Genomic DNA, 25,532 nt, shown 5'->3' with positions numbered 1-25,532 from the left:
CTGCGCGGCCCCACCCCCGCCCCGATCCTTGAGTGTTGACGACCGATCGAGGCGCCTCAAGAGCGCCTTCGGCGTCCCTTCGGGATGGGCTTCGCCCACTCTTGACCCGCCGGATCGGCCGTAAGTGCGGCTGGGGATCGGGGCGGGGGTGGGTGTGGGCGGTGTGGCCGCTCGCGTTCGCGTTGCCGGGTGGCGGTGTGTGGGGTAGGACTTTCCGCTGTTTGCTGCCCGCTGCCGTCCGTTGAGGACGATCGAGCCCGCACCGCCGGATCCACGTCGGCTTCCCCTGTGCTCACCATCCCATCTCTATGCTCATTGACATAGGCTCGACTCCTCTGTTCTACTCTCCGCGGAAGACGCGAGGAGGCGCTCGTCCCAGGGAGCGCGTGTCATCGGGTTCCCGCAGCCGAGCCCGGCCCTCGACGTCGAGGAGGTCGACAGCCATGCCCGAACAGCGACTGCGGGACGACCGGGACGAGCGGCCTGCCCGCACGGCGCCACCCCTGTTCGCCGAGTTTTCCCCGCTCCGCAAGGTCCTCACCGTGATCGGCGCGCCATTGCTGTTCGGCGTCATCGCCGCCTTCACGCTCGTCTGGTGGACACCGGCGTGGTGGACGTGGCAGGGGATCGGGATCCTCGGCGCCGTCGTCGGCGGGTACGAGCACCTCCGCCTGTGGCCGGCCGCCCTGCGCGGCGTCGGCGGCGGGCTGGTCGCCGCCACGGCGATCGTCGGGCTCCGCGCCGTCCTGCCCGGTGAGGACGTGACGGACTTCGACCCCACGTCCTTCCCGATCACCGCGGTCGTCGCGTCCGCCATCCTGCACGCGGGTGGCGCCCTGCTGCGACGGCGGCGCCGGGACGCACGACCGGTGCCCGCCGAATGACGAGCGCACTGGACGGCGTGCGCGTCGTCGACCTGAGCACCACCCTGATGGGCCCGTACTGCACGATGCTCCTGGCCCAGTGGGGCGCCGACGTCGTCAAGGTCGAGCCGCCCGGCGGCGATCCCGCCCGCTACATCGGGGATGTCCGCGGCACCGGGATGGGCCCGTTCTTCCTCAACGCCAACCGCGGCAAGCGCAGCGTCGTGCTGGACCTCAAGACCGCGGCGGGGGCCGAGGCGCTGTCCGGGCTGATCGCCTGGGCCGACGTCGTCGTGCACACGCTCCGGCCCGACGCCGCCCGCGAACTCGGCTTGGCGGCCGACACCATCGTGCGCCGCAACCCGCGTTGTGTGGCGTTGGCGTTCCGCGGTTTCGGCCGGGGCGGCCCTTCTGCCGACGAGCCCGCCTACGACGACATCATCCAGGCCCGCAGCGGCCTGGCCGACCTGCAGGGCGCCGGCTCGGACCCGGCGTACGTCCGCAGTGCGCTGGCCGACAAGGTCGTCGGACTCCACGGCGCCGCGGCCCTGCTCGCCGCGCTGCGGCAGCGGGACCGGACCGGCCGTGGTGTCGCACTGGAGATCCCGATGCTGGAGACCATGACCGCCTTCAACCTCGTCGAGCAGCAGGGCGCGCAGGTCTTCGACCCGCCGCTCGGGCCGCCGGGCTACGGGCGGACCGCCTCGGCGCACCGCCACCCGTACACCACCAAGGACGGCGCCGTCTCCGTCCTGATCTACACCGACCGGCACTGGCGGGTGTTCTTCGACCTCATCGGCAAGCCCGAACTGGCCGAAGACCCGCGGTACCAGACCATCCGCGAGCGCACGAAGCACATCGACGAGCTCTACCGGCTGGTCGCGGAAACGTTCACCGAACGCACCGGTCAGGAGTGGATCGACCTGCTCAAGCCGCACAAGATCCCGATCGGTCCCGTCACCCGGCTCGCCGATCTGGCCGAGGACCCCCAGCTCGTCGCGACGGGTTTCTTCACCGCCGTCGACCACCCCACCGAAGGCCCGCTGCGTCTCCCCCGCACGACCGGTCCCACCGGCAACGGGCCCGAACGCGACTGGGCACCGCTGCTCGGCGCGGACACGGAAAGCGTTTTCCGGGAGGTCCTCGGCCATGGCTGAGCTGGACTACGACAAGACGGGTCCGGTCGCGACCATCACCCTCAACCGCCCGGACCGCAAGAACGCCCTCACCCTCGCGATGCTCGACGAGTGGGTGCGGGCGCTGGTGGATGCCCAGTCGGACAACGAAATCCGGGCCATCGTGGTCACCGGGGCCGGTGACGCGTTCTGCTCCGGCATCGACCTGGAGGTGTTCGCCGGCCACGCCGCCGAACCGGTGCGGATCAAGCAGGTGCTCACGCGGCGCATCCACCCGGTAGCGCTGACGCTGGAGAACGTCGACAAGCCGGTGATCGCCGCCGTACCGGGCAGCGCGGTCGGCGCGGGGATGGACATGGCCCTGCTCTGCGACTACCGCATCGCCTCCCCCGCCGCCACGTTCAGTGAGGGCTACATCCGCGTCGGCGCCGTGCCGGGTGACGGCGGGTGCTGGCTGCTGCCGCGGCTCATCGGCACGTCACGCGCGCTCCGTCTACTGTGGACCGGCGAAACCGTGCCGGCCGAGCAGGCGCTGGAACTCGGTATCGTCGACGAGATCGCCGACGATCCATTCAGGACAGCCCACGAGTTCGCCCGGCAGCTCGCCGGGCGCCCGCCACTGGCGGTCCAGGTCATCAAACGCGCCGTCCGGCAAGGCGCCCGCCACGACCTGCCCACCGCGCTCGACCTCATCTCGTCGCACTTCGCGATGATCGCCGCCACCGACGACGCCGCCGAAGCACTGGACGCGTTCCGGACCGGCCGCACCCCCACCTTCCACGGACACTAAGGAGCACCATGCGCACACGGGGAGCAGTCCTCGCCGAGGTTCCCGGCAGGCTCGAGGTGATCGACCTCGAAGTCGACGAACCGCGGGCCGACGAGGTCGAGGTCAAGGTCGTCGCGTCCGGCCTGTGCCACTCCGACGACCACCACGCGAAGGGCGACTCGTACCAGAGCGTCCTGCCCATGGCGATGGGGCACGAGGGCGCCGGAGTCGTGACCAGGGTCGGCGGCCCGAACGCCAAGGGCATCAAGGAGGGCGATCACGTGGTGTTCACGGCGGTCCCCTCCTGCGGGCACTGCCGCCAGTGCGCGAGCGGGCACCAGAACCTCTGCGACCTGACCCCGGGTGCCCTCAGCGGGGCGCGGTGGACCGACCCCGGCAGCTACCGGCTGCACACCACGGACGGCAGGCCGGTGGGGCAGATGTGCGGTATCTCCACGTTCGCCGCCACCACGCTCGTCTCGGTCGACTGCGTCGTGAAGATCCCCCAGGACATCCCGCTCGACAAGGCCTGCCTCGTCGGCTGCGGCGTCAGCACCGGCTGGGGTTCCGCGGTCAACCTCGCGGAGGTCCGGCCCGGGCACACCGTCGTGGTCATGGGCACCGGCGGTGTCGGCGTCAACGCCGTGCAGGGCGCGGCCCACGCCGGGGCCGCGCACATCATCGGCGTCGACCCCGCGCCCTTCAAACGCGAAGCGGCGCTGCGGTTCGGCGCCACGCACGCCGTCGCGACGATGGAGGAAGCCACCGAGCTGGCCCGGCAGCACACGAACGGCCAGGGCGCCGACTCCGTCGTGGTGACCGTCGGCGTGCTGCGGCCCGAGCACGTCGCGCAGGCGTTCGCCGCGCTCGGCAAGGGCGGCATCTGCGTGGTGACGTCCGTCGGCCCCCTGAACACGGTCGGGCTGCCGATCAGCCTGTCCGAGCTGACGTTCTTCCAGAAGCAGGTGCGTGGCGCGGTGTTCGGTGGCACCAGCGGCAACTGGGACGTGCTGCGGCTGCTCGACCTCTACCGCGCGGGCAGGCTGAAGCTCGACGAACTCATCACGCGCACCTACACCCTTGACGAGGTCCAGAAGGGGTACGACGACCTGCTTTCCGACCAGCTCGTGCGCGGCGTGGTCATCCACGACTGACGGCTCACCCCAGCAGGTCGCGCAGCTGGGCCCGCGTCGTGACGCCCAGTTTCGGGAACGTCCGGTACAGGTGCGAGCCGACGGTGCGCGGGGACAGGAACAGCCGGTCCCCGATCTCCCTGTTCGTCAGGCCCCGCGCGGCGAGCTGGACGATCTGCTGCTGTTGCGGGCTCAGGCGGGCGATGGCGTCCGGCACGGCTTCGACGACGTCCATGCCGGACGCCCTCAGCTCGCCCTGCGCCCGTTCGATCCACGGCCGCGCGCCGAGCCGCCGGAACACCTCCAGTGCGGCGGTCAGCAGCGGACGCGCTTCGGCGATGCGCCGCCGTCGCCGCATCCACTCGGCGTATTCGAGGAGCGTCTGCGCGCGTTCGAACGGCCAGGGCGCCAGTGCCGCGTCCGCGAGCGCCGCCTTGAAGTGCGCTTCGGCGTGCTCCGGTGCCGCCAGCAACGCACGCGCCCGCTGGAACAACGCCGCCAGGCGCGGGGAAACCTCGCTCCCGAGGTCCTTTTCGGACCGTTCGACGATCAGCTCCGCCTCGCGGCCGTGCCCGGTGCGGGCTGCGGCCGCCGCCAGTTCGGCGACCGCCGCGTAGCAGGCGTGGTAGTGCGTCGGGGTGCCGTCCGCCTCGAACAGCGACCGGTATTGCTGGTACGCCGTCTCGTGATCGCCTTCCACGGCCGCCGCCACGCCGAGCGCCCGCCGGGCATAGGCCGCCACGGAGCGGCTCGCCTCCGGGTCGGTCGCCGTCAGCGCCCGCTCGGCCAGCTCCCGCGCCCGTGTGGTGTGGCCCTGCGCCGCGGAAACCATGGCGCGCACGGCATCGGCACACGCGACGGCGTGGACCAGCCCGGTCGCCTGCCCGACGGCGGTCACGTCGTCACACACGACGTGGGCCTGCGACCAGCGGCCCCGTTCCAGGTAGGCCAGGGCCGCGGCGCAGCCCAGCCCGTTGGGCAGCGGTCCGGTGGTCCGCCACAGCGCGAACGCGTCGTCGAAGGTGCGCGTGGCGAGCACCGGTTCGTCGAGCAGCCACGCGACGATCGCCACCATCACCAGGCGGTCGGGCTGGTCCCGCACCGCGTCGACGAGGGACGGCAGTCCGGCCACCGCACCGGCGCGGCCGGAGAACGGCGCGGACACGGCCGCCGTCCAGGCCGCCGCCACGTCGTCCGTGCCACCACGCACCCCGGCCAGCAGCGACCGGAGTTCCGACCGCCTCGGCGAGGATCCCGAGTAGAAGCAGACGACGGCGGCCCAGGACAACGCGGCGAGCGCGGCCTCCGGGTCGCTTTCCAGTGCTGGGCGGGCAATCCGGGACAACGTCGAGAAGGCCGCGTCGTGTTCGGCGGTGAGCGACTTCAGCTGGCCCACGAGGAGCGTGGTGACGCGCTCGACCGCCGCGTCGTCGCTCAGGGCCCGCGCGCCGTCCGCCAGCCGCTCGACCCAGCCGAGGTCGCCGGTGAAGGCGGCGGCCCCGGCCGCGGCGACGAGGAGCCGCGCGGCGTCCGCCCGGCTCGCGGACAGCGACGCGGCACGTTCCAGCGCCGCGGCCGCCGCCGCGGCGGCGTGCGCGGTCCGCGGTGCGCTCCAGTTCCGCGGCGGCCGTGGGATCCGGTGACACCGCCACGGCGGCGAGGTGCCAGGCCCTGCGGTCGGGCTCGTCGGTCAGCGCCGCGGCCAGCCGCAGGTGCGCCGAACGCCGGCCGGCGAACGAGGCCCGGTGGTACACCGCCGACCGGATCAGGGGGTGCCGGAACACCAGCCGGTCCCCCGCCGGGCGGACCAGCCCGGCGCGCCGCGCGGGCAGCCAGACGTCGTCGGTGGCGGGCAGCACCGCCGAGACGTAGCGGGCCGGGTCCGTGGCGTCGGCGGCCGCCAGCAGGAGCAGCGCGTGCCGCGTGGCCTCCGGGAGCGCGTCGAGGTGTGCGCCGAAAAGACCTTCCAGCCGGTCACTGACGGGGAACGGGCCGGGCGCGGGCGCCAGCACGGCCGGATCCGCGGCGGCGGCCCGTGCCAGTTCGCGGAGGGCCAGCGGGTTGCCCGCGGCCTGGTCGACCACCTGCTGCCGGGCCCACGCGGTGAGCGTGACGGGCTGCGCGGCCAGCACCCGCGCCGCCGCGCCGGCGTCGAGCGGCCCCAGCGCCACCCTCGGCGCGAACTGGTCCAGACCAGGAAGGGCGTCGCCGTCGCGGGCCGCGACCAGCAGCGTGACCGGCTCGCCCTCCAGCCGCCGGGCGACGAAGGACAGCACGTCCAGCGACGCGCGGTCGAGCCACTGCGCGTCGTCCACGACCACGCACAACGGCGCCTGATCTCCCAGGTCCGACAACAACGTCAAAACCGCGAGCCCGACCTCCCACGGATCGGGCCTGCCGGGCGGGGCGCCCAGTCCGACCGCGCCCAGCAGTGCCGCCCGCTGCCCGTCCAGCAACGCGTCCGCCGCGTCGAGCACCGCGCGCAGCAGCTGGTGCAGACCGGCGTAGGCCAGCCCGGACTCGGCCTCGCTGCCGGCCGCCTGGAGCACCCGCTGCCCGAGCTCCCCGGCGACGGCGACCGCGGCGTCCAGCAGCGCGCTCTTGCCGGAGCCCGGCTCCCCGGCCACGACGAGCACGCGCTCACCGCCGGGCGCGGACCGGACTGCCCCGGTCAGCCGTCGCAGCTCGTCGTCGCGCCCGGCGAGCACCGGTGTTGCTGACATCCCGATCACTCTAGGCGGCGCCACATCCGCCGTTCCGCGGCGCGGGGGTCGTCGACCTGGTGCCAGTCGGCGTCGATGACCATGGTCGCCCGGCGCGCGGTGTCGTAGCGGTCCCAGCCGGGAGAACCCGTTTTCGCGAACTCGGCCCACGCGGCGTGCACGCGGCGGGCGAGGTCCGGCGGCGGCAGTCCGGGCCCGAGCACCGCCTTCGGCCCGTGCAACTCCGGCAGGCCCGTGACGTCGAAGACGAACGGCAGGTCCACCGTGTGTGTCGCGCCCAGCTGCCCGTCCAGCGCCCCGGAACGCCACGCGAACGCGTAGGCGTAGGTGGCGTGGCGTTCGGCGTGTGCTTCCGTCAGCGCCCACGTGCCCGCGCCGAACAACGCGTCGCCCAAGATCGCCGAGCGCAGTTCCCCGTCGGAGGCCTCCGGTCGCGACTTCCGGTACGCCTCGACGAGCGCCGCCGGATCGGGATGGGAGCGTTCCGCGGCGGCGGTGACGTCGTCGGCGGTGGACCGGGCGTACGCGCCCGAAGGGGCCAGGTAGAGGTTGCCCTCCTCGGTGGTGGTGCCGATCAGCAGGTCGACGTCGGCACCGCCTGCCTGTGCGGGCTGCTCGTCCAGCACCAGGCTGAACGGGCTCAGCCCGACGAGCGGGTCGCGGGCGGTGGCGGTGCGCAGGTCGATCCCGCCCAGCCGGGACGCGGCCGCGACCAGGCGTTCGTCGGGGATGGCGGCGAACGCTTCGGCCCGTGGCTCGACGCCGAGGGCCTCGGCGGCGGCACGCGTCACGCGGGCGGCCTGTTCCGGGGAGAAGGCGCCGAGGCCGCTGCCGCTCTGCACGATGGCGCGGGCGAACAACCCGCGTGCCTCGGGCGTCGCCAGCAGGGCACCCACGATCGTCGCACCGGCCGACTGCCCGAAAACCGTCACGCGGTCAGGGTTTCCGCCGAACCGCGCGATGTTCTCCCGCACCCAGCGCAGGGCCTGCACGACGTCCAGCAGACCGCGGTTGGCCGGTGCACCAGGCAGGTCGAGGAATCCGGGGATGCCCAGGCGGTAGTTCAGCGTCACCAGCACCACGCCGTCGCGGGCGAAGGCGGTACCGTCGTAGATCGGGGAACGCGCGGAGCCGGCGACGAAACCTCCGCCGTGCACGAAGACCATGACCGGCAGGTCGCCCGCACCGGGGTCGGGCGTCCACACGTTGACGGCGAGGTAGTCGGGGCCGGGGATCCAGCCGGGGCCGAAGTAGGGCGACAGGTCGAGATCGCCGAGGTTGCGTTCGCCCTGCGGCGCCGTCGGGCCGAAAGCCGTCGCGTCGCGCACGCCATCCCATGCGGCGCGGGGTTGCGGCAGGGCGAAGCGGGCGGCGCCGATAGGCGTCGCGGCGTAAGGGATTCCGCGGAAGACGACGGCGTTTTCCCCAGCCACGCCACGCACCGCGCCCTGCACGGTCCGCACCACGGGCTCGTTCATCGGGTTTCGCTCCCCGTGGCGGGCGACAGCGGTGCCCAGCCCTTGATGGCGAAGCGTTCGCCGTCGCGGATCACCTCCGCGGCGCCGCCTCCGGCGAAGTGGGCCGGGAAGACCAGGGCGTTGTTGTCGGCGGCCCAGCCGAGCAGTTTGCGCCGTGTCGCACGGGCTCCGGCCGGGTCCTCGCAGAAGCAGCTGTTGGTCTCGGGGTGCACGATCTGCACCGGGTTGTGCATGAGGTCCCCGACGAAGAGCGCGCGGTCGGTGCCGGATTCGAGGGCGAGCACCGAGGACCCGGGCGTGTGGCCGGGCGCGAGGTCGAGGCGGAGGTTGCCGTCGATGCGGTGGCTGCCGTCCCACAACAGCGTCTGCCCCGCCTGGTGCACCGGGGCGACGCTGTCCTCGAAGACGTTCTGGTTGCCGCGGCCGAACACCGTCGGATATCCGTTCCCGGGGTCCCAGAAGTCGAAGTCCCGCTGGGGGACGAGGTAGGTGGCGTTGGGGAAGGTGGGCACCCACGTGCGGTCCTGGAGGTAGGTGTTCCAGCCGACGTGGTCGATGTGCAGGTGCGTGTTGATCACGAGGTCGACGTCCTCGGGCCGCACCCCGGCGCGGGCGAGGTTGGCGAGGAAGTCCGTGTCGAGGCGGCTCCACACGGGGGCGTAGGGGCGTTCCTTGTCGTTGCCCACGCCCGTGTCGACGAGGATCGTCTTGCCCTCGCTGCGGAGGAGCCAGGTCTGGATGGCGGAGTTGACGATGCCGGTCTCGCCGTCGAGGAACTGCGGCACGAGCCACTGGCGGTGGTCCGCCCAGGCCCCGCCGGGGGCGTCGGGGAAGAAGACGTCGGGCGTCATGTCGACGGGCCCGTAGTACTCCCACACGCGCGTGACGGTGACTTCGCCGAGGGTGATGCTGTGCATGGCTGTCATCGTGTTCCGGCGGCGGGGCGGCCCGGTATCCGTCACGTGACTGCAGTTGCCCGGCGGCGTGGACCCAGAAGCCGAACCGGAGGTGGCCCGCGCGGTCGGGTCGCACTAGCTCACCGACCCGGACGGCGCGCCCACGGCGGCGGAGGTGGTGGCCGCCGACCACCACCTGACCCCGAAGGCCCGACCGCTCCGCCGGTTCTCAACCCAGCGTGGCGATCCCGGCGAGGAAGATGTCGATGCCCGCGAGGAACTGTTCACGGTCGTCGTGCTCGGGCAGGCGGGCCGCGGCCTTCCGCACGAACGGGTACCTGCCGGGGTCGAGCCGCGCCCACCGGCCGGCGACCGCCGCCAGGAAGGCCGCCCGGTCCGCACCCTCCGCACTCCTGGCCTGCGCGGCGTTCTGCCCGGCCACCCCGAGCACGTAGTTCATCAGCGCGCCCGCCGCGTCGAACAGCGCTCGCCCGGGCACGGCGAGCGCGTCCAGCAGCCTGCCGACGCATTCGTAGATCTCCAGCGTCGCGGACTCCAGCGGGTGCCGGGCCAGCTGCGCGCCGACCCACGGGTGCGCGTCGATCTCGTCGAACAGGCCCAGTGCCAGCCCACGCAGGGCCTGCCGCGGCTCCGCGTCGACGGCCACGCCGGCCAGGACCCTGGCGACGACCTCGTCGGTGGCCGCCGCGAGGAGGTCGTCCTTGTCGGCGACGTGGTGGTACACGGCGCCGTAACCCGTCTTCAGGCGGGTGGTGAGCGCCCGCAACGTCAACGCGCTCTCGCCGCCGCTGTCCAGCAGGTCGGTCGCGGCCCGGATGATCACTTCCCGCGACAACCCGTCCTGACGCCGCCCCCGCGCCGCTGCCCTGTTCGCCATGGGCTCAGTCTCGCATGGCTGGATCGCCGATCCAAACTGGTGTAGCGTTTTGGATTGGCGATCCAACAGGAAGGAATTCCCATGACGGCGATCACGGTCCTCGGCGCGGGACTCGGCGGGCTGACGCTGGCCAGAGTGCTGCACGTACACGGCATCCCGGTCACCGTGTACGAGGCGGAGCACTCACCGGACGCGCGCCCCCAGGGCGGGCTCCTGGACATCCACCCCTGGAACGGCCAGCCCGCGCTCGATGCCGCCGGTCTCCTCGACGAGTTCCGCGAGCTGGTCCTGCCCGGCCGCGAGTCGTACCGGGTTCTGGACCGGGCGGGCACCGTCCTGCTCGACCAGCCCGACGACGGCAGCGGACAGCGCCCCGAGGTGCCCCGCGGCGCACTGCGGCGGCTGCTGCTCGATTCACTCCCGCCCGGCACTGTCCACTGGGGACACAAGGTCACCGCTGTGCGGTCTCTCGGGGACGGCCGGCACGAGGTGACTTTCGCCGACGGCACCTCGGTCACCGCGAGCCTGCTCGTCGGCGCCGACGGCGCGTGGTCACGGGTACGGCCGCTGCTCTCCGGCGCCGTTCCCGAGTACAGCGGGATTTCCGTGATCGAGACGTTCCTGCACGACGCGGACGTCCGCCACCCCGCGGCCGCGAAGGCCGTCGGCACCGGGTCCCTGTTCGCGCTCGCGCCGGGCCAGGGACTCCTGGCACACCGCGAAGGCGGCGGCACCCTGCACACCTACGCGCAACTGCGGAAGCCGCAGGACTGGCTCGACGACGCCGCGGACGTGGCCGCCCGGGTCGTCGACGAGTACCGCGACTGGGCCCCCGAACTCACCGAGCTGATCACCGGCAGCGACACCCCGCCGGTCCCGCGCCCCATCTTCACCCTGCCCGCCGGGCACCGCTGGGACCGTGTGCCGGGCGTGACGCTGCTCGGAGACGCCGCGCATCTCGCGCCGCCCAACGGCGAAGGCGCCAACCTGGCCATGCTCGACGGAGCCGAACTCGGCCGGGCCCTCGCCGCCCGCCCCGGCGACGCCGAGGCCGCGTTCGCCGAGCACGAACAGGCCATGTTCGGCCGCGCCGCCGCCGCGGCCGACGACGACTCGTACGCGATCATGCTCGGTGACGACGCACCCCACAGCATGGTCGCCCTGCTGACCGGGCAGGCCTGCTGATTGTCAAGCGGCGCAACCCGTGCTACCTTCACCTCGATCCCTCGCGGATGCCGGCTCCGCCGCCCGCGGGAAATCTCTCTCCACCACCCGAGCAAGATCCGGGTGTCGCGTTCGCGGAATTTCCGCTTACCCATCATCAGAGGTGAAACCATGCCCATTTCCGGAATCCTCGACATCAGAGGAAAAACCGCCACCCTGGGTGGCACCGTGGTCCACAACGGACTGATCAGGGAGCACGGCCTGCGCCGCGGCGACGAACTCGTCATCGAGGACGACGAGCTCATCGCCCTCAACGGTGCCGCGCCCGCCGGGGGAAAGCGCCCCCGCTTCGAAGAGCTCACCCCCGTCCACCCGGACGAACGTCTCGTCCTCGAAACCACCCCGCACCAGCTCACGACCCGCGTCATCGACCTCGTCGCACCGCTCGGGAAGGGGCAGCGCGCGCTCGTCGTCGCGCCGCCGCGGACCGGGAAAACCACTGTGCTGCAAGCGATCGCGCACGCGGTCGCGACCAACCACCCCGAGGTGCACCTCATGGTGCTGCTCGCCGACGAGCGGCCCGAGGAGGTCACCGACACACGCCGCACGGTGCGGGGCGAGGTCGTGGCGTCGACGTTCGACCGCAAACCCGGCGAGCACACCGCCGTCGCGGAACTGGCCGTGGAACGGGCGAAACGGCTCGTCGAAACGGGACGGGACGTCGTGCTGCTGCTCGATTCGCTCACGCGCCTCGGCCGCGCCTACAACCTCGCCGCCCGGCCGTCGGGGCGCGTCCTTTCCGGCGGTGTCGATTCGGGCGCGCTGCACCCCATGAAGAAGATCCTCGGCGCCGCACGCAACATCGAGGGCGGCGGCTCGCTCACGATCGTCGCCACGGCGTTGATCGGCACCGGTTCTCTCGCCGACACCGTGTTCTTCGAAGAACTCAAGAGCACCGGCAACGCCGAGCTCCGGCTCGACCGCACCCTCGCCGACCACCGCGTCCACCCGGCCGTCGACCTGTTCGCGTCCGGCACGCGCCGCGACGAACTGCTGGTGCCGCCCGCCGAACTGGCCGTGCTGGCCGAGGTCCGCCGCGCGCTGGCGGGCAAGGACCCGAAGCAGACGGCGGTGCAGTTCCTCGACCAGCTGCGCAGCACCCGGTCCAACGCCGAGTTCGTCACCCGCGTCGCCGCTTCACTGCACGGACCGGCCACGCGGGCGGCTTAGCTGTGCGCCACGGTGAGGGCGTAGAACTTCACCTTCGCCCCCTTGCTGGTACTGCTCGACGAAGACTGGTTGTAGTCGCCCGCCTTGAAATACTGGCGGTAGGCCGAAAATCCCGACGCGATCGGGTAGGTGTGCGCCTGGCCGTTGACCGTCACCTGGATCCTGCCGCCGACGATCGCGATCACGTAGGTCCACTGCGTGCCTAGCGGCACGTTGGTGAGGGTGTGCGGCGTCTGCCCGCCGCCGGGCGAGTTCTCCAGCCCCAGCACGACATCGCCGTTGGCGTGGTAGTACAGCTCCAGCAGCGGTTTCGTCGACGAGCCACCGCTGCCGAGGTGGATCTGGCCGACGCACACGTTCGACGTCACCGACACGACCCGCAGCCGCGCGGACAGCGTGTGCGTGCCGGACAGGGGCCAATCGGCCGCGCTGCCGCTGGGGTTCATCTCGCGCAGTTCGGTGCGGGCGTAGTTCGAGTTCGGCGTCGTCACCCCGGATTCGGGGTCCCAGAAGGTCATCGAGCCGTCGTTCTTGTCGGTCCAGAAGTACGCCGGGTTGGTGTAGCCGTCCGGCCCCTTCAGCTGCGACGGCCCGATCGTCGTCGGCGAACCCGGTGAACCGATCGGCAACTGCAGCGACCACACCGAAAGGTCGAAGTTCCCGCCCGGGGCGACGGTCGGGTCGAGCGCGGCGGCCGCCGAGGCCGGTGCCGCGAGTGCGGTGGCGGCGGCGAGCGCGCCGCACGCGAGCACCGCGAGTGTCCTGCTCCGGGTCCTGCCGTTGACAACCTGCACGGAACACGCTCCTTCGGGTCAGTCCCCCACGTCTTCGACGGTAGGGAACGGGGATAGAGTTTGTAAAGAGTCTTTCCGTATGAGGTCTGGACCAGTCCGTGGCCGCGCTTGCCGACCACCCTCGAAACACTCGCGGAGGCGGTCGCCGTTGCCGAGGCCGGGCTCGCGGACGGGATGAGGAACGCATTCGTCCGGCACCTCGTCCGCGAGCCCGCGATGGCCCAGCCGTGGCTGCGGGACCTGGTCCACCGGCCGCGCTGACCACGGTGGCACGATGGGACCGTGCTCGTCGCGATTCCCGGAACCCTGTGCAGTGCCCGCGTCTTCGACCGGCTTGCGGCCGAACTGCCGGACACCACGGAGCTGGATGCCGTCGACTGGATGAGCGGGTCAGGGCCTTGGCGCATCGACGACGTCGCCGCACGGACCGCCGAGCGGATCGAGCGTCACGGCGGCCCCGTGCTCGTCGCCGGGCACTCCACCGGCGGCTGCATCGCGCTGGCGCTCGCCGCTGCCAGGCCGGAGCTGGTTTCGGGGCTCCTGCTGGCGAACACCGGCGCGCACATGCGCGGGCACGGGGACGTGGACAGCATCCTCGACACGATCGCGACCGCGTGGGGTCCGCGGCTGCACGCCGCCGTGCTCGACCGGTCGTTCGCCGAGCCGGTGCCACCGGAGTTCCGCGAGACGCTGCTCGCGTACGCAGCCGGAGTCCCACAGGCCGCGGCGCTCGAAGTGCTCCGCAGTCAGCGCGACCGCGATCTGACGCCGGAGCTGCCCCGGATCACCTGTCCCGCAACGGTTCTGCACGGTGTGCACGACAGAGCCCGCTCAGCCGCCGACGCGGAGGCGCTCGCGGCGGGGCTGCCGGATTGCGAGGTCCGCTTCGTCCAAACAGGACACACCCCGGTGTGGGAGGACGCTCCGGCCGCCGCGGCGGCGGTGCGTGAGCTCCTCGCCCGTGGCGGGCGGTAGTGCGCCGGGGAGTTCATCCGCTAATGGCCTCCCCGCAGGGGGTCAGCTACCGAGCCGGGTGCCCGAGCCGCCGTCGATCCGGCTGGCCGGGGCTCTGCCACCCCCGCCGGGCAGTGGCCCGCGGCGAACTTCGCCCACCGGCCGCGCCGGGGCGGACGGCGTCGCCGATACGGCCAGGCCCGCCAGACGGCAGCCCGCCGGGAACTTCACCCACCAGTGGCCACCCGCGCCGGGGCGAGGCGTCGCCCGCCACCTACCCGAGCCGCCACCGATCCAGCCACCCCGCTGAGCAACTGCCCTCCCCGGGCGGTAGCCGCCCTCGCCGAACCCCACCCGCCGCACACCCACCCCGGGCCGTGGCCGCGCTACCGGTCCGGCTGCCCGAGCAGCGAATCGAGGTGGGCGGTGCGTTCCACGGGCGACCCCCTGCTCACGCAAATAACGGCGTTTGGCTTCGGTGCCCGGCATTCCTAGGCGATCCGCGCCACGCGCTCGGTCTCGGCGGGAAACCGGTGCAGCACTTCGGGATCGTGCCCCGCGACGACCAGCGACGGCGAATCCGCCAGTGCGTTGATCCGGTCGAACGCCGCGTACATCCCCGGCGTCGAGTGCAGGATCGGGAAGGGGCGATCATCCTCGATGTTCTCGTAGAAGTGGCTCGCATCCGACGCCAGCACGACCCGGCCGCGCTCCGTCGCGACCCGCACCACCTGCATACCCGCGGTGTGCCCGCCGACCAGGTGCACGCTCAGCCCCGGCAGCACCTCCACGTCACCGGACACGACGTCGGCCCGGCCGGAACCGAGGACCGCGTCGACGTCGCCGGGGTCCACCAGCCACTTCTCCCGCTCTATGCGGGCGGCAACCGGGCCGGTCCAGTAGTCCACTTCGGACTGTTGCACGACGTACCTGGCGGAGTGGAACGCCGCGGCGGTGCCGGTGTGGTCGTAGTGCAGGTGGGTCAGCACCACCCGGTCCACCGACCCCGCCGGCACCCCGAACTCCGCCAACAGCGCGGAAGGCTCGACGTAGTCGTCGAAACCCTCCGCGCGGGACGGGCCGATCCCCGTGTCGACGACCACGGTGTGCTCCGCCGAAACGGCCAGCCACACGTAGTACGCCGTGGGGTGCGGCTCGTCCCAGCGCTCGTCGTAACCGCAGAAGTGCTGGCCACGCCGTCCGGTGCGCCGCGCGTAGCACAGCGCGTAGACGCGGTAGGTGCTCAACCACGCACCTCGGTCTTCACCGGCAGCGGCGCGGGGTCCTTCAGGCCCAGCCGGTCCGTGGGCACCCGGTAGGTCTCCCGCCCGGTGGCCACCGCGATCACGTTGACCAGGCACAGTCCCGCGGTGAAGAGCGAGACCCCGAGCCACGCGCCCTTGCCGGAACCGCCGACCGCGGCCGCGATGCTCGGCAGGAAACCGCTGATCGCGAACCCGATCTGCGTGCCGATCGCCATACCGGACAACCGCACGCGCGCGGGGAACATCTCCCCGTAGAACGACGGCCACACCGCGCTCGTCATGGTATAGACCACACCGAACATGGCGATGCCGAGCACGAAGATCCACGCCCACGACCCCGCGGCGATCGAGCCGAGGTACGGGAAGATCAGCACCGCGCACCCCAGCGAGCCGATGACGAAGACCGGTTTGCGCCCGGCGCGGTCGGAAAGCTTGGCCCACAACGGGATCGACACCACCGCGGCGATGTTGGCGAGCACCCCGACCCACAGCATCGGCGTCCTGGACAGGCCCACGGTGTTCACCGCGAAGCTCAGCGCGTACACGGTGAAGATCGTGCTCACCGAAGCGATCAGCGCCGCGACGATCACCCGCAGCACGTCGGCCCAGTGGTCCCGCAGCAGCACGACCAGCGGCAGTTTCGCCGCCTCGCCCTTGACCTCCTGCTCGAACACCGGCGTCTCCTGCAGCCTGCGCCGGATCAGGTAGCCGACGAGCACCATGACCGCGCTGAGCCAGAACGGGACCCGCCAGCCCCACGACAGCAGCGCCGGCGAGGGCAGCGCGGCGACCGGCAGGAACACCGCCGTCGCCACGATCTGGCCCGCCTGCGTGCCGCTGAGGGTGAAGCTCGTGAAGAACGCGCGGCGGTGGTCGGGCGCGTGCTCCAGGCTCATCGAGTTGGCGCTCGCCTGCTCGCCGCCCGCGGAAAGCCCTTGCAGGAGCCGGAGGACCACCAGCAGGACGGGTGCGGCGAGCCCGGCGCTCGCGTAGCTCGGCAGGCAGCCGACGAGCACTGTGGACACTCCCATGAGCAGGAGGGTGAGCACCAGCACGCGTTTCCGCCCGAACCGGTCGCCGAGGTGGCCGAGCAGGATCCCGCCCAGCGGCCGGGTCACATAGCCGACACCGAACGTGGACAGCGCCAGCAGGGTGCCCGCCGTCGGGTTCGAGGCCGGGAAGAACACCTTGCCGAAGACGAGGGCCGCGGCGGTGCCGTAGATGAAGAAGTCGTAGTACTCGAGCGCGCTCCCGATCCACGCCGCGAGCGCGGCCTTCCTGGGCGTGCCCCCGCTGGTGTCTGGCTGGGCGGTCACGTCGATCTCCTCTGTCGCGCCGTTGCAGAAGCAGGATTGAACGGACTGGATAGTTATGTACCAGATGGTTAATTGGAGATGCTGTGGCACGCGAGGACGCTTGTCAAGAGGCGATCCGGCGGCGGCTCAGCGCGCGGTGAGGTAGTCCAGCACCAGCTCGCCGAGCATCGTGCGGTAGTGCGCACGCCGTCCGGGGTCGAGCATGTCCCGGCCGAAGATCGCGCGGAACGTGTACCGGTTCCCGGTCCGGAACACGCAGAACGCGCTGATGATCATGTGCACGTCCAGGGGGTCCACGTCGTCGCGGAAGATCCCCTCGGCGCGCCCGCGTTCGAGGATCCGGCCGAGCACGTCCAGCGCCGGCGTCGCGAGCCCGGACAGCATGGACGAGCGCCCGATGTGCTCGGCCCCGTGGATGTTCTCGATGCCGACCAGGCGGATGAAGTCGGGGTGGGACTCGTGGTGGTCGAAGGTCAGCTCCGCGAGCTGGCGGATCGCGTCGGCGGGGCTGAGGTGCTCGACGTCCAGCTCCTGCTCCAGACCGCGGATCAACGCGTACGCGCGTTCGAGGACCGCGATGTAGAGCCCCTCCTTGCTGCCGAAGTAGTAGTAGATCATCCGCTTGGTGGTGCTGGTCTTCGCGGCGATCTCGTCCACCCTGGCGCCGTCGTACCCCTTGTCGGCGAACTCGCGCGTGGCGACTTCGAGGATGTCGGCACGCGTGCGGTCACGGTCGCGCGTGCGCTCCGCCCCTGCGGCTTCGCCGGGTTGCGCGCTCAAGAAGTCCCCTCCGAGCTGGTGTTTCCAGTGCCGCCACTGTAACGCCTCTTCCGCCGGGCCCCCCTGGTGCGTACAATTAACTAGCCAGTTCGTACATTGCCTGCGTGCGAGGAGACCGAGTGATCTCTAGTGACAGCCACCTGATCGGACTGGTCGGCACGGGGATCGGGCCGTCGCTGACCCCCGCGCTGCACGAACACGAGGCGGCCGCGCTGGGGCTCCGCTACCTGTACCGCCTGCTCGACCTGGACGCGCTCGGCCTGCCGCCCGCCGCGGTCGGCGAGGTGCTCGCCGCGGCGAGGCTCACCGGGTTCACCGGGCTCAACGTCACGCACCCCGTCAAGCAGCTGGTCATCGAGCACCTCGACGACCTCTCCCCCGACGCGGCGGCGCTCGGCGCGGTCAACACCGTGGTCTTCCGCGACGGCAAGGCGATCGGGCACAACACCGACGTCTCCGGGTTCGCCCGCAGCGTCGGCGCCGGGCTCGCGGACGCCCCGCTCGACCACGTCGTGCTGATCGGCGCGGGCGGCGCCGGGGTCGCGGTCGCACACGCGCTGCTCACCCTCGGGGCCGGCGAGATCCGCGTGGTCGACACGGACCGGTCCCGTGCCGGCACGCTCGCCTCGCACCTGCGCCGCCGCTTCGGCGCGGACCGGGCGCGGCGCGCGGACGACCTCGCCACCGCGCTGCGCGGCGCCGACGGTCTCGTGCACGCCACCCCCACCGGGATGCGCGAGCACCCCGGTTCGGCCGTGCCACCGGAGCTGCTGCGGCCGGAGCTGTGGGTGGCCGACGTCGTGTACCGCCCGCTGGACACCGAACTGCTCACGACCGCCCGCGCCAGGGGGTGCCGGGTGCTCGACGGGGGCCGGATGGCGGTCTTCCAGGCCGCGGACGCGTTCCGGCTGTTCACCGGCCTCGAACCGGACGCGGACCGGATGCTCCGCCACTTCGACACGCTCGTCCGTGAGGATGCCCATGTCCCGAACTGACCGCCGGAGCATCGCCACCGTCTGCCTGTCCGGCACGCTGGAGGACAAGCTCACCGCGGCCGCCGCGGCCGGGTTCGACGGGGTGGAGATCTTCGACAACGACCTCATCGCCTCGCCGGAATCCCCCGCCGCGCTGCGCAAGCACTGCGAGGAGCTCGGCCTGTCCATCGAGCTCTACCAGCCGTTCCGGGATTTCGAGGCGGTGCCGCCGGACGTGCTCGCGTCGAACCTGCGCCGCGCCGAGCGCAAGTTCGACGTCATGGAGCAGCTGGGCGCGGACACCCTGCTCGTCTGCTCCACCGTCTCCCCCGACGCCGTGGACGACGACGACCTCGCCGCCGAACAGCTGCACCTGCTGGCTTCGCGGGCGGCCGAGCGCGGGATCCGGATCGCCTACGAGGCGCTCGCGTGGGGCCGGTTCGTCAACACCTACGACCACTCCTGGCGGATCGTCCGGCGCGCGGACCACCCCGCGCTGGGGCTGTGCCTGGACAGTTTCCACATCCTCTCCCGGGGCACGGACCTGGCGGGCATCCGCACGATCCCCGCGTCGAAGCTGTTCTTCCTGCAGCTGGCGGACGCGCCGCGGCTGGACATGAACGTGCTGCAGTGGAGCCGCCACTACCGGCTCTTCCCCGGGCAGGGTTCGTTCGACCTCCCCGGTTTCCTGCGGGCGGTGCTGGCCGCCGGGTACGACGGGCCGTTGTCGCTGGAGGTGTTCAACGACGTCTTCCGCCAGGCCGACCCCCGGCCGGCGGCGGTGGACGCGATGCGATCGCTGGTGAGTCTGCAGGAAGCCGTGGGGCACACCGACATCCCGGCGCCGCCGGAGCTGGCGGGGCATTCCTTCGTCGAGCTGAGCGCGGCCGGGCCGGAGACGGCGGCGACGCTGGCCGCGCTCGGCCTCACCCACGCCGGACAGCACCGGTCGAAGCCGGTTCAGTTGTGGCAGCAGGGAAACGTGCGCGTGCTGCTCAACTCCGCGGACGCGAGCGGCGGGACGCGGATCGGGGCGATCGCGGTGGACAGCGCCGACCCGGCCGCCTCGGCGGACCGGGCCGAGAAGCTGCTCGCACCGAAGCTGCCGCGCGAACACCGCGCGGACGAAGCGGACCTGACCGCGGTGGAGGCGCCGGACGGGACGGCGGTGTTCCTGACCCGTACAGACGCGTGGCTGGCGGACTTCACCCCGGTGGACGGGCCACGCCACGACACGGGACTGACCGGGATCGACCACGTCGCGCTGACCCAGCCCTTCGACCACTTCGACGGCGCGGCCCTGTTCTACCGGTCGGTGCTGGGCCTGCGGCCCGAGGCGGCAGCCGAGTTCGCGGCGCCGTTCGGCCTCGTGCGCAGCCTGCCCATGGCCGATCCGGGACACCGGGTGCGGCTGGCGTTGAGCGTGGCGGTGCTGCGGCGCGGCGAGTGGGCCCCGGGTGTGCAGGACCCGCAGCACATCGCGCTCGCGAGCGAGGACGTGGTGGCGAGCGCCGAGCGGATGCGGGCGCTGGGCCTGCGGACACTGGAGATCCCGGACAACTACTACGACGACCTCGACGCGCGGCTGGAGCTGCCCGCTGGGCTGCTCGCGAAGCTGCGTGAGCACTCGATCCTCTACGACCGCGACGAACGGGGTGAGTTCCTGCACTTCTGCACCCCGCTCGGCACCGGTTCGCGGGTGTTCTTCGAGGTGGTGCAGCGGATCGGCGGCTACGCGGGGTACGGCGCGGCGAACGCGCCCGTGCGCATGGCCGCGCACCGCAGGGCGCGGCTCGGCGGTGCCCCCACTTCCTGACCGATCGGTGCCGAAGGGGCATACCATGCGGTCATGGGCTCCAGCGGGAAAGCTCCGATCGGCCGGCCGAGGGGCTTCGACGAGGACGAAGCACTCGAGCGGGCCATGCTCGTCTTCTGGCGGCAGGGTTACGAAGGCGCCAGCCTCAGCGACCTGACCGACGCCATGGGCATCGCGCGCACCAGCATGTACGCGGCGTTCGGCAACAAGGAGGAGCTGTTCCACAAGGTCCTGCGGCGCTACGCCGGGGGGCCCGCCGCCTACGTCGGCCAGGCGCTGGAGGAGCCGACCGCGCGGGAGGTGGCGGCGACGTTCCTGACCGGCTCGGTGCGCGCCACGACCCGGCCCGACTGCCCGCACGGCTGCCTGGCCGTGCAGGGCGCGCTCGCCGCGGGGGAGCTCGGCCGGCCGGCCCGCGACACGTTGACCGCCTGGCGCGACGAGGTGTGCGCGCGCCTGCGCGACCGCTTCCAGCAGGCCATCGACGACGGTGATCTGCCGCCGGACGCCGATCCCGTGGTGCTCGCCCGGTACGTCCTGACGGTGGGGAACGGCATCGCCGTCCAGGCCGCGGGCGGCGTCGCACGCGACGAACTCCAGCAGGTGGCCGACGCGGCGTTGCGGAACTGGCCGTCCGCCTGAGTGTCCCCAGTGGACCAGGCCCGCGACTACCTCTTCGATACCCCCGGGGGTACTCTGAGTCCAGAGGAGGTATCCATGTGCCAGAAGGTGACCTGTCCACGGTGCGAGAAGCCCACGTTCCGCGGCTGCGGTAGGCATGTCGAGCAGGTACTCGGCGACGTCCCCGTCGCGCAGCGGTGCTCGTGTACGCCGGAGCCGCGGAAACCGCGCTCGCGGTGGCCGTTCGGCCGCCGCTGACCCCGGCCGCCAGAGGTCAGGCCAGGCTGAGGAACAGCTTCTCCAGCTGGGCCCGGTTGGCCTCGGCCTCGGGCGAACCGGCCCGCTCTTCGGCCAGGCACTTGTCCATCCCGGTAGCGATGATCTTGAACCCGGCCCGGTCCAGCGCCCGCGACGCCGCGGCCAGCTGCGTGATCACGTCCTTGCAGTCCCGGCCGGACTCGATCATCTGGATGATCCCGCCGAGCTGCCCCTGCGCCCGCCGCAACCGCTTCACCACATCGGACAGCTCGTCCGCTTCGAACTTCACCACAGCCTCCTGTTCCTACCCCGAGGGGTATCACGGTACCCGGACCCGGCAATACCTGGCGGGGTATCATGGAAAACAACGCCGGGGAACCGGAAACACTTCCCCGACCACGAAAGGGAGGATCCTCGTGGACATCGGCATCAGCGTGCGGGTCCCCCTGCCGTTCGACGAGGCGGTCGAACGCACCCGGACGGCACTCAAGGAACAGGGCTTCGGTGTACTCACCGAAATCGACGTACGGCAGACGCTGCGGGACAAGATCGGCGAGGACACCGAGCGCTACCTGATCCTCGGCGCGTGCAACCCCCGGCTGGCCCACCGCGCCCTCGAAGTGGACCGGCGGATCGGGCTGCTGCTGCCCTGCAACGTCGTCGTGCGCGAGAGCGAGGACGGCACCCTGGTCGAGGCACTCGACCCGGAGATCATGGTCCAGGCGACGGAAGAGCCGGGCTTCGCACCCGTCGCCGCCGAAGCCGCCGCCCGGCTGCGCACCGCACTGGACACCCTGGACAGCTAGAACCCGAGCTGGATCGCGCTCCGCACCGCCGTGTAGAGCGCGACCGCGCCCAGCATCACCACGAAGGCCTTGGTCAGCCTGCCCGGCGCGACCCGCGCGGACACCCGGCTGCCCGCCAGCACCCCGGCCACCGCCGCGGCCAGGAACACCCCGAGCAGCCGCCAGTCCGGCACCAGCCCCTGCCCCGAAACCCGCGTGGCCAGCGCGACGGCACTGTTGATCGCGATCACGACCAGCGAAGTACCCACCGCGGCGGCCGTGTCGTAGCCGAGCGCCAGCACCAGCGCGGGCACCACGACGAACCCACCACCCACGCCGAAGAACCCGGTGAGCAGCCCGACCACGCTCGCCGCCGCCACCACCCTGACCGCCCGCGCCACCGTGACGCGCTGCCTCGTCGCCACGCCACCGCCGCCCACGGGCTCCGCGGGACACCGGCGGGTCCGCGCCGGCATCGCGGCTCCCGCGGCCACCAGCAGCCCCGCGAACCCCAGCAGGAGCACATCCGGGTCCACCAGCGCGCTGACCTTCGAGCCCACGACCGAGCCCGCGGCGCCCAGTACGCCGAACACCAGGCCCGGCCCCAGCCGCACCCGGCCCGCCCGCCAGTGCGCGCCGACACCCGCCAGCGCGGCGCCGCCGACCACCAGCAGCGACGTGGTGGTGGCCTCGTGCGGCGCCTGCCCGAGCAGGTAGACCAGCGCGGGGACCGTGAGGATCGAACCGCCCGCCCCGAGCGGGCCCAGGCTCAGCCCGATCAGCAAGCCCACCGGCAGCGCGAGCAGCAGGGTCACGGTGACACCGGTTCGGCGAGCGGGATTCCCGCAGGCGCGGCCCTGTCGTAGTCGTCGTCCACCAGCACCACCCGGCGTCCGGCGGCGGCCAGCAGCGACGCCGCGATCGACGCGCGGTAGCCGGATCGGCAGTGCACCCACACCTCGCCGCCGGGCACCTCCTCGATCCGGGCCGGCAACTCGTGCAGCGGGAAGTGGACCGCGCCGTCGAGGTGCCCCTCGGCCCACTCCTGGTCGCGCCGCACGTCGAGCACGACCACCGGCCGGTGGTGCCGCACCTGCGCGAGGTCCGCGAACGCCGCCGTGGGGTACGAGCGCAGCCCGCCCCCGGTCCACTCCCGTGGCGAGCCGGTCGCCGCGGCTTCGAGCCGGTCGATCCCGATCCGGACGAGTTCCCGCTGCGCCGTGGCGACGTCCGCCGCCGTCTCGCCGAGCACCGTCAGCGGCGTGCCCCACGGGATCAGCCAGCCGAGGTAGGTCGCGAAACCGCCGTCCAGCCCGAAGTTCAGCGTGCCGCTCACGTGCCCGGCCGCGAACGCCGTGCGGTGGCGCAGATCGACCACCCACTCCCCCGCCTCGATCCGCCGCCGCAACTCCGCCGCCTCCGCCCGCCGCGGCTCGGTCAGGTCGGGCGCTTCCGGGCCCGCGGCGTTGGCCGGGGCCATGTGCGCGTAGTAGGCGGGATAGGCGTCCAGCCCGGCGAGCAGCGAATCGACGTACTCCCGCTCCGACCGGGTCAGCACCGGGTTGGCGCGCTTCTCCCCGCCGATCGTCGAGGCCTCGGCTTCGGACTGGGTCGCCGAGCAGAAACTGCCGAACCCGTGCGTCGGGAAGACCCTCGTCTCGTCGGGGAGTTCGGCGGCCAGCCGCCGGGCCGACGTGTACTGCGCGTGTACCAGCTCACCGGTGTGGGCGGGCCCCAGCAGGTCCGGGCGCCCGGTCGAACCGAACAGCAGGGAGCCTCCGGTGAACACCGCGGGCGGCTCGCCCGGCGTCTCCAGCACGTAGGCCAGGTGCGTGAACGTGTGCCCCGGCGTCGCGACCGCGCGCACCCGCATCGCGCCGATGTCCACCGTGTGCCCTGGCTCGATCGGGTGGCGCTCGAACGACACCTCGTCCGCGGCGTTGACGTGGTAGGCCGCGCCCGCCGCCCGCGCGAGCGCGAGCCCGCCGGTCACGTAGTCGTTGTGGAGGTGGGTTTCGAACACGTCCGTCAGCCGGACGCCCCGGTCCTCCAGCACCGCCAGCACCCGGTCGATGTCCCGTTGCGGGTCCACGACGAACGCGACCTCGCCGTCGTGCACGACGTAGCTGCGGTCACCCAGCGCCGGGGTGTCGATCGGAACGACCTCGATCATCACTGCTCCTCCCAAATACCCCCAGGGGGTATTGAGGCCGCTCGTCCCTTCCCCTTCCTGCCGGAACGCGCCGGGACCGCGAGCTATTCGAACGGACCGCCGCGCTCATCCCCCACGGCACGGCGCTGATCTACCCGCGCCAAGGGCACCGGGGAGTCCAGAACCGGCGGGTCGCCCGTGACGTCCTGGCGTTCCTCGACGCCCCCTGACGCCGGATCCCCGGGGCACAGACGGACCTCGGTGATGGCGTGGTGGTCCACGCCCGTCACCTCGATGCTCCACCCGCCGACGCGGACCCGGTCCCCGGGGCCTTCGGGGATGCGCCCGAGCGCGACCAGCACGAGCCCGGCGACCGTGACGTAGTCGCCCCGCGGCAGACCGGTGAGCGTGATCCCGAGTCCGGGCAGGTCGTGCACCCCGAAGGTGCCGGGCAGCCGCACGCACCCGCCGCCCTCCCCTGCCTGGTCCTCGATCTCGCCGGTGATCTCGTCCAGCAGGTCCTGCCGGGTGACGATCCCCTCGACGGTGCCGCGCTCCGCCACGACCAGCGCGAACTCCTGCCGCTCGGTCTTGAACAGGCGCAGTGCTTCGGAGACCGGCAGCGTTTCCGGGAACAGCACCGGCGGCCGCGCCACGTCCCCGGTCACCCCGCCGTCGGCGAGCAGGTCACGCAGGTGCGCGACGCCGACGACGTCGTCGAGGTGCCCGGTCACGGACACCGGGGCGCGGGAGTGCCCGGCCGCCACGAGCGCGGCACGTGCCACGGGAACGGGGGTGTCCGCGGTCAGGGTGACCACGGCACGGCGCGGGACGAGGATGTCACGCAGGCGCCGGTGCCCGAGGTCGAGCGCGCCGGTGATGATCGCGCGTTGTTCCGGGTGGAGCCCGCGGTGCCCGGCCACCACCTCACGCAGTTCGTCGCTGCTGGGCTGTTCGCGCTCGGTGCCGGGGCTGCCGCCCAGCGCGCGGACGGCCAGGTCGGTGGTCGCGCTCAGCGCCCAGACCGCGGGCCGGGTCAGCACCGTGAGCGCGTGCAGTGGCCGGGCCGCGAGCAGGGCCCAGCGCTGGGCGTACTGCATCGCAAGGCGTTTGGGCACCAGTTCCCCGAACACCAGTGTCAGGAAGGTCAGTGCCACGGTCACCGCGGCGACGGCCACCGGGCCGGCTGCCCCGCCGAGAAAACCCAGCAGCGGCACCAGCGGCCGGGCCAGAGACACCGCCGCGGTGGCCGACGCCAGGAACCCGGACAGGGTGATACCGAGCTGGATCGTCGCCAGGTACCGGGTCGGCTCGGCGACCAGGGCCAGCAACGTGGCCGCCGCTTTGCCGTCGCGGTGCGCCAGTTGCCGCAACTGCCCTTCGCGCAGCGAGATCAGGGCGATCTCGGTGCCGGCGAACACCGCGTTGAGCAGGACCAGCACCACGACGAGCAGCCCGGTGCCCATTTGACTGTCCATTGTGGAATCCTCCGGCCAGTGCCACCGCCCGCATCGTCGCCCGGAGCGG

The 25,532-nt window shown here is 72.3% G+C and carries 25 protein-coding genes and 1 pseudogene; 13 read left to right on the top strand and 13 right to left on the bottom strand.

The features are described from left to right. The first annotated feature begins 443 nt into the window (after window positions 1-443). The 4 genes from ABFX51_RS04130 to ABFX51_RS04115 are packed head-to-tail and all read left to right on the top strand — an operon-like array spanning window position 444 to window position 3,922. Window positions 444-884, top strand: coding sequence for a hypothetical protein (locus ABFX51_RS04130; protein ID WP_346052276.1), 441 nt, complete (start codon window positions 444-446; stop codon window positions 882-884). Continuing rightward, window positions 881-2,020 carry a CaiB/BaiF CoA transferase family protein gene (locus ABFX51_RS04125; protein WP_346052274.1) on the top strand — a complete coding sequence of 380 codons (1,140 nt, stop codon included), beginning with the start codon at window positions 881-883 and terminating at the stop codon, window positions 2,018-2,020. The genes ABFX51_RS04130 and ABFX51_RS04125 overlap by 4 nt, the downstream gene beginning before the upstream one ends. After that, window positions 2,013-2,789 (top strand): enoyl-CoA hydratase/isomerase family protein, encoded by a 777-nt coding sequence (locus ABFX51_RS04120; RefSeq protein WP_346052272.1) that lies wholly within the window; start codon window positions 2,013-2,015, stop codon window positions 2,787-2,789. Before ABFX51_RS04125 ends, ABFX51_RS04120 begins: the two co-directional genes overlap by 8 nt. Before the next feature lie 8 nt (window positions 2,790-2,797). Further along, window positions 2,798-3,922, top strand: coding sequence for an NDMA-dependent alcohol dehydrogenase (locus ABFX51_RS04115; RefSeq protein ID WP_346052270.1), 1,125 nt, complete (start codon window positions 2,798-2,800; stop codon window positions 3,920-3,922). 4 nt (window positions 3,923-3,926) lie between these two features. Here ABFX51_RS04115 and ABFX51_RS04110 read toward each other — a convergent pair whose 3' ends face one another. Then, on the bottom strand, window positions 3,927-5,297 hold the full coding sequence (locus ABFX51_RS04110) for a helix-turn-helix transcriptional regulator (RefSeq protein ID WP_346052268.1): 1,371 nt from the start codon (window positions 5,295-5,297) through the stop codon (window positions 3,927-3,929). Window positions 5,298-5,307: 10 nt separating this feature from the next. Here ABFX51_RS04110 and ABFX51_RS04105 point away from each other — a divergent pair, with 10 nt between their 5' ends. Then, the gene (locus tag ABFX51_RS04105; RefSeq protein ID WP_346052266.1) at window positions 5,308-5,544 is read left to right on the top strand and encodes a hypothetical protein; all 237 of its coding nucleotides are present in this window, start codon (window positions 5,308-5,310) and stop codon (window positions 5,542-5,544) included. A 648-nt stretch (window positions 5,545-6,192) separates the two neighbouring features. Here ABFX51_RS04105 and ABFX51_RS04100 read toward each other — a convergent pair. The 4 genes and pseudogenes from ABFX51_RS04100 to ABFX51_RS04085 all read right to left on the bottom strand — a co-directional run. Further along, window positions 6,193-6,624: pseudogene (locus tag ABFX51_RS04100) on the bottom strand (ATP-binding protein); the annotation flags it as partial. A gap of 5 nt (window positions 6,625-6,629) precedes the next feature. Beyond that, window positions 6,630-8,102: a carboxylesterase/lipase family protein gene (locus ABFX51_RS04095; RefSeq protein ID WP_346052264.1), complete on the bottom strand. Its 1,473-nt coding sequence runs from the start codon at window positions 8,100-8,102 to the stop codon at window positions 6,630-6,632. Then, a complete protein-coding gene (locus tag ABFX51_RS04090; RefSeq protein ID WP_346052263.1) occupies window positions 8,099-9,019 on the bottom strand; it encodes an MBL fold metallo-hydrolase in 921 nt (306 codons plus the stop codon). Before ABFX51_RS04090 ends, ABFX51_RS04095 begins: the two co-directional genes overlap by 4 nt. Before the next feature lie 208 nt (window positions 9,020-9,227). Then, window positions 9,228-9,896, bottom strand: coding sequence for a TetR/AcrR family transcriptional regulator (locus ABFX51_RS04085; protein WP_346052261.1), 669 nt, complete (start codon window positions 9,894-9,896; stop codon window positions 9,228-9,230). An 81-nt stretch (window positions 9,897-9,977) separates the two neighbouring features. Between ABFX51_RS04085 and ABFX51_RS04080 the strand changes: the two genes are divergently transcribed. Continuing rightward, window positions 9,978-11,081 carry an FAD-dependent oxidoreductase gene (locus tag ABFX51_RS04080; protein WP_346052259.1) on the top strand — a complete coding sequence of 368 codons (1,104 nt, stop codon included), beginning with the start codon at window positions 9,978-9,980 and terminating at the stop codon, window positions 11,079-11,081. A gap of 150 nt (window positions 11,082-11,231) precedes the next feature. Next, window positions 11,232-12,290, top strand: a complete 1,059-nt coding sequence (gene rho / locus ABFX51_RS04075; RefSeq protein WP_346052257.1) for a transcription termination factor Rho — start codon at window positions 11,232-11,234, stop codon at window positions 12,288-12,290. Here rho and ABFX51_RS04070 read toward each other — a convergent pair. Then, window positions 12,287-13,084, bottom strand: coding sequence for a polysaccharide lyase family 7 protein (locus tag ABFX51_RS04070; protein ID WP_346052255.1), 798 nt, complete (start codon window positions 13,082-13,084; stop codon window positions 12,287-12,289). The genes rho and ABFX51_RS04070 overlap by 4 nt on opposite strands. Window positions 13,085-13,192: 108 nt before the next feature. Here ABFX51_RS04070 and ABFX51_RS04065 point away from each other — a divergent pair, with 108 nt between their 5' ends. Together ABFX51_RS04065 and ABFX51_RS04060 are read left to right on the top strand one after the other, a co-directional pair. Beyond that, window positions 13,193-13,345, top strand: coding sequence for a hypothetical protein (locus tag ABFX51_RS04065; RefSeq protein ID WP_346052253.1), 153 nt, complete (start codon window positions 13,193-13,195; stop codon window positions 13,343-13,345). Window positions 13,346-13,366: 21 nt separating this feature from the next. Beyond that, entirely contained in the window at window positions 13,367-14,059 is a 693-nt protein-coding gene (locus tag ABFX51_RS04060) for an alpha/beta fold hydrolase (RefSeq protein ID WP_346052251.1), read from the top strand. Window positions 14,060-14,529: 470 nt separating this feature from the next. On the opposite strand, the gene ABFX51_RS04055 is transcribed toward ABFX51_RS04060, so the two are convergent. From ABFX51_RS04055 to ABFX51_RS04045, 3 genes are all read right to left on the bottom strand, one after another. Beyond that, entirely contained in the window at window positions 14,530-15,285 is a 756-nt protein-coding gene (locus tag ABFX51_RS04055; protein ID WP_346052249.1) for an N-acyl homoserine lactonase family protein, read from the bottom strand. Then, a complete protein-coding gene (locus tag ABFX51_RS04050; RefSeq protein ID WP_091506057.1) occupies window positions 15,282-16,619 on the bottom strand; it encodes an MFS transporter in 1,338 nt (445 codons plus the stop codon). The genes ABFX51_RS04055 and ABFX51_RS04050 overlap by 4 nt, the downstream gene beginning before the upstream one ends. A gap of 126 nt (window positions 16,620-16,745) precedes the next feature. Next, window positions 16,746-17,399, bottom strand: coding sequence for a TetR/AcrR family transcriptional regulator (locus tag ABFX51_RS04045; RefSeq protein ID WP_091506055.1), 654 nt, complete (start codon window positions 17,397-17,399; stop codon window positions 16,746-16,748). A 119-nt stretch (window positions 17,400-17,518) separates the two neighbouring features. Between ABFX51_RS04045 and ABFX51_RS04040 the strand changes: the two genes are divergently transcribed. Genes ABFX51_RS04040 through ABFX51_RS04030 form a run of 3 tightly spaced genes read left to right on the top strand, consistent with a single transcriptional unit; the run spans window position 17,519 to window position 20,831 of the window. Further along, the gene (locus ABFX51_RS04040) at window positions 17,519-18,394 is read left to right on the top strand and encodes a shikimate dehydrogenase (protein WP_245783011.1); all 876 of its coding nucleotides are present in this window, start codon (window positions 17,519-17,521) and stop codon (window positions 18,392-18,394) included. Beyond that, window positions 18,381-20,189: a bifunctional sugar phosphate isomerase/epimerase/4-hydroxyphenylpyruvate dioxygenase family protein gene (locus tag ABFX51_RS04035; protein ID WP_091506054.1), complete on the top strand. Its 1,809-nt coding sequence runs from the start codon at window positions 18,381-18,383 to the stop codon at window positions 20,187-20,189. Before ABFX51_RS04040 ends, ABFX51_RS04035 begins: the two co-directional genes overlap by 14 nt. 33 nt (window positions 20,190-20,222) lie before the next feature. Further along, window positions 20,223-20,831, top strand: a complete 609-nt coding sequence (locus ABFX51_RS04030) for a TetR/AcrR family transcriptional regulator (protein ID WP_346052246.1) — start codon at window positions 20,223-20,225, stop codon at window positions 20,829-20,831. Window positions 20,832-21,084: 253 nt separating this feature from the next. Here ABFX51_RS04030 and ABFX51_RS04025 read toward each other — a convergent pair whose 3' ends face one another. Continuing rightward, window positions 21,085-21,357 (bottom strand): metal-sensitive transcriptional regulator, encoded by a 273-nt coding sequence (locus tag ABFX51_RS04025; RefSeq protein WP_346052244.1) that lies wholly within the window; start codon window positions 21,355-21,357, stop codon window positions 21,085-21,087. Between the two features lie 127 nt (window positions 21,358-21,484). Here ABFX51_RS04025 and ABFX51_RS04020 point away from each other — a divergent pair, with 127 nt between their 5' ends. Continuing rightward, the gene (locus ABFX51_RS04020) at window positions 21,485-21,874 is read left to right on the top strand and encodes a DUF302 domain-containing protein (RefSeq protein ID WP_346052242.1); all 390 of its coding nucleotides are present in this window, start codon (window positions 21,485-21,487) and stop codon (window positions 21,872-21,874) included. On the opposite strand, the gene ABFX51_RS04015 is transcribed toward ABFX51_RS04020, so the two are convergent. From ABFX51_RS04015 to ABFX51_RS04005, 3 genes are all read right to left on the bottom strand, one after another. Then, window positions 21,871-22,668, bottom strand: a complete 798-nt coding sequence (locus ABFX51_RS04015) for a sulfite exporter TauE/SafE family protein (RefSeq protein WP_346052240.1) — start codon at window positions 22,666-22,668, stop codon at window positions 21,871-21,873. The two genes, ABFX51_RS04020 and ABFX51_RS04015, sit on opposite strands and share 4 nt — an antisense overlap. After that, window positions 22,665-24,026, bottom strand: coding sequence for a rhodanese-like domain-containing protein (locus ABFX51_RS04010; protein WP_346052238.1), 1,362 nt, complete (start codon window positions 24,024-24,026; stop codon window positions 22,665-22,667). The genes ABFX51_RS04015 and ABFX51_RS04010 overlap by 4 nt, the downstream gene beginning before the upstream one ends. An 83-nt stretch (window positions 24,027-24,109) precedes the next feature. Further along, window positions 24,110-25,483 carry a hemolysin family protein gene (locus ABFX51_RS04005; protein ID WP_346052236.1) on the bottom strand — a complete coding sequence of 458 codons (1,374 nt, stop codon included), beginning with the start codon at window positions 25,481-25,483 and terminating at the stop codon, window positions 24,110-24,112. Window positions 25,484-25,532: the final 49 nt, after the last annotated feature.

Origin of the sequence: Amycolatopsis dongchuanensis (assembly GCF_039542405.1) — a bacterium.
Lineage (GTDB): Bacteria > Actinomycetota > Actinomycetes > Mycobacteriales > Pseudonocardiaceae > Amycolatopsis_E > Amycolatopsis_E sacchari.
This window is presented reverse-complemented; position numbering and strand designations above follow the sequence as displayed.

Coding starts and splice junctions, on each gene's coding strand:
- ABFX51_RS04090 (WP_346052263.1), bottom strand. CDS start 9,019: ATGCACAGCATCACCCTCGGCGAAGTCACCGTCACGCGCGTGTGGGAG.
- rho (WP_346052257.1), top strand. CDS start 11,232: ATGCCCATTTCCGGAATCCTCGACATCAGAGGAAAAACCGCCACCCTG.
- ABFX51_RS04130 (WP_346052276.1), top strand. CDS start 444: ATGCCCGAACAGCGACTGCGGGACGACCGGGACGAGCGGCCTGCCCGC.
- ABFX51_RS04095 (WP_346052264.1), bottom strand. CDS start 8,102: ATGAACGAGCCCGTGGTGCGGACCGTGCAGGGCGCGGTGCGTGGCGTG.
- ABFX51_RS04120 (WP_346052272.1), top strand. CDS start 2,013: ATGGCTGAGCTGGACTACGACAAGACGGGTCCGGTCGCGACCATCACC.
- ABFX51_RS04115 (WP_346052270.1), top strand. CDS start 2,798: ATGCGCACACGGGGAGCAGTCCTCGCCGAGGTTCCCGGCAGGCTCGAG.
- ABFX51_RS04080 (WP_346052259.1), top strand. CDS start 9,978: ATGACGGCGATCACGGTCCTCGGCGCGGGACTCGGCGGGCTGACGCTG.
- ABFX51_RS04125 (WP_346052274.1), top strand. CDS start 881: ATGACGAGCGCACTGGACGGCGTGCGCGTCGTCGACCTGAGCACCACC.
- ABFX51_RS04010 (WP_346052238.1), bottom strand. CDS start 24,026: ATGATCGAGGTCGTTCCGATCGACACCCCGGCGCTGGGTGACCGCAGC.
- ABFX51_RS04085 (WP_346052261.1), bottom strand. CDS start 9,896: ATGGCGAACAGGGCAGCGGCGCGGGGGCGGCGTCAGGACGGGTTGTCG.
- ABFX51_RS04005 (WP_346052236.1), bottom strand. CDS start 25,483: ATGGACAGTCAAATGGGCACCGGGCTGCTCGTCGTGGTGCTGGTCCTG.
- ABFX51_RS04030 (WP_346052246.1), top strand. CDS start 20,223: ATGGGCTCCAGCGGGAAAGCTCCGATCGGCCGGCCGAGGGGCTTCGAC.
- ABFX51_RS04035 (WP_091506054.1), top strand. CDS start 18,381: ATGTCCCGAACTGACCGCCGGAGCATCGCCACCGTCTGCCTGTCCGGC.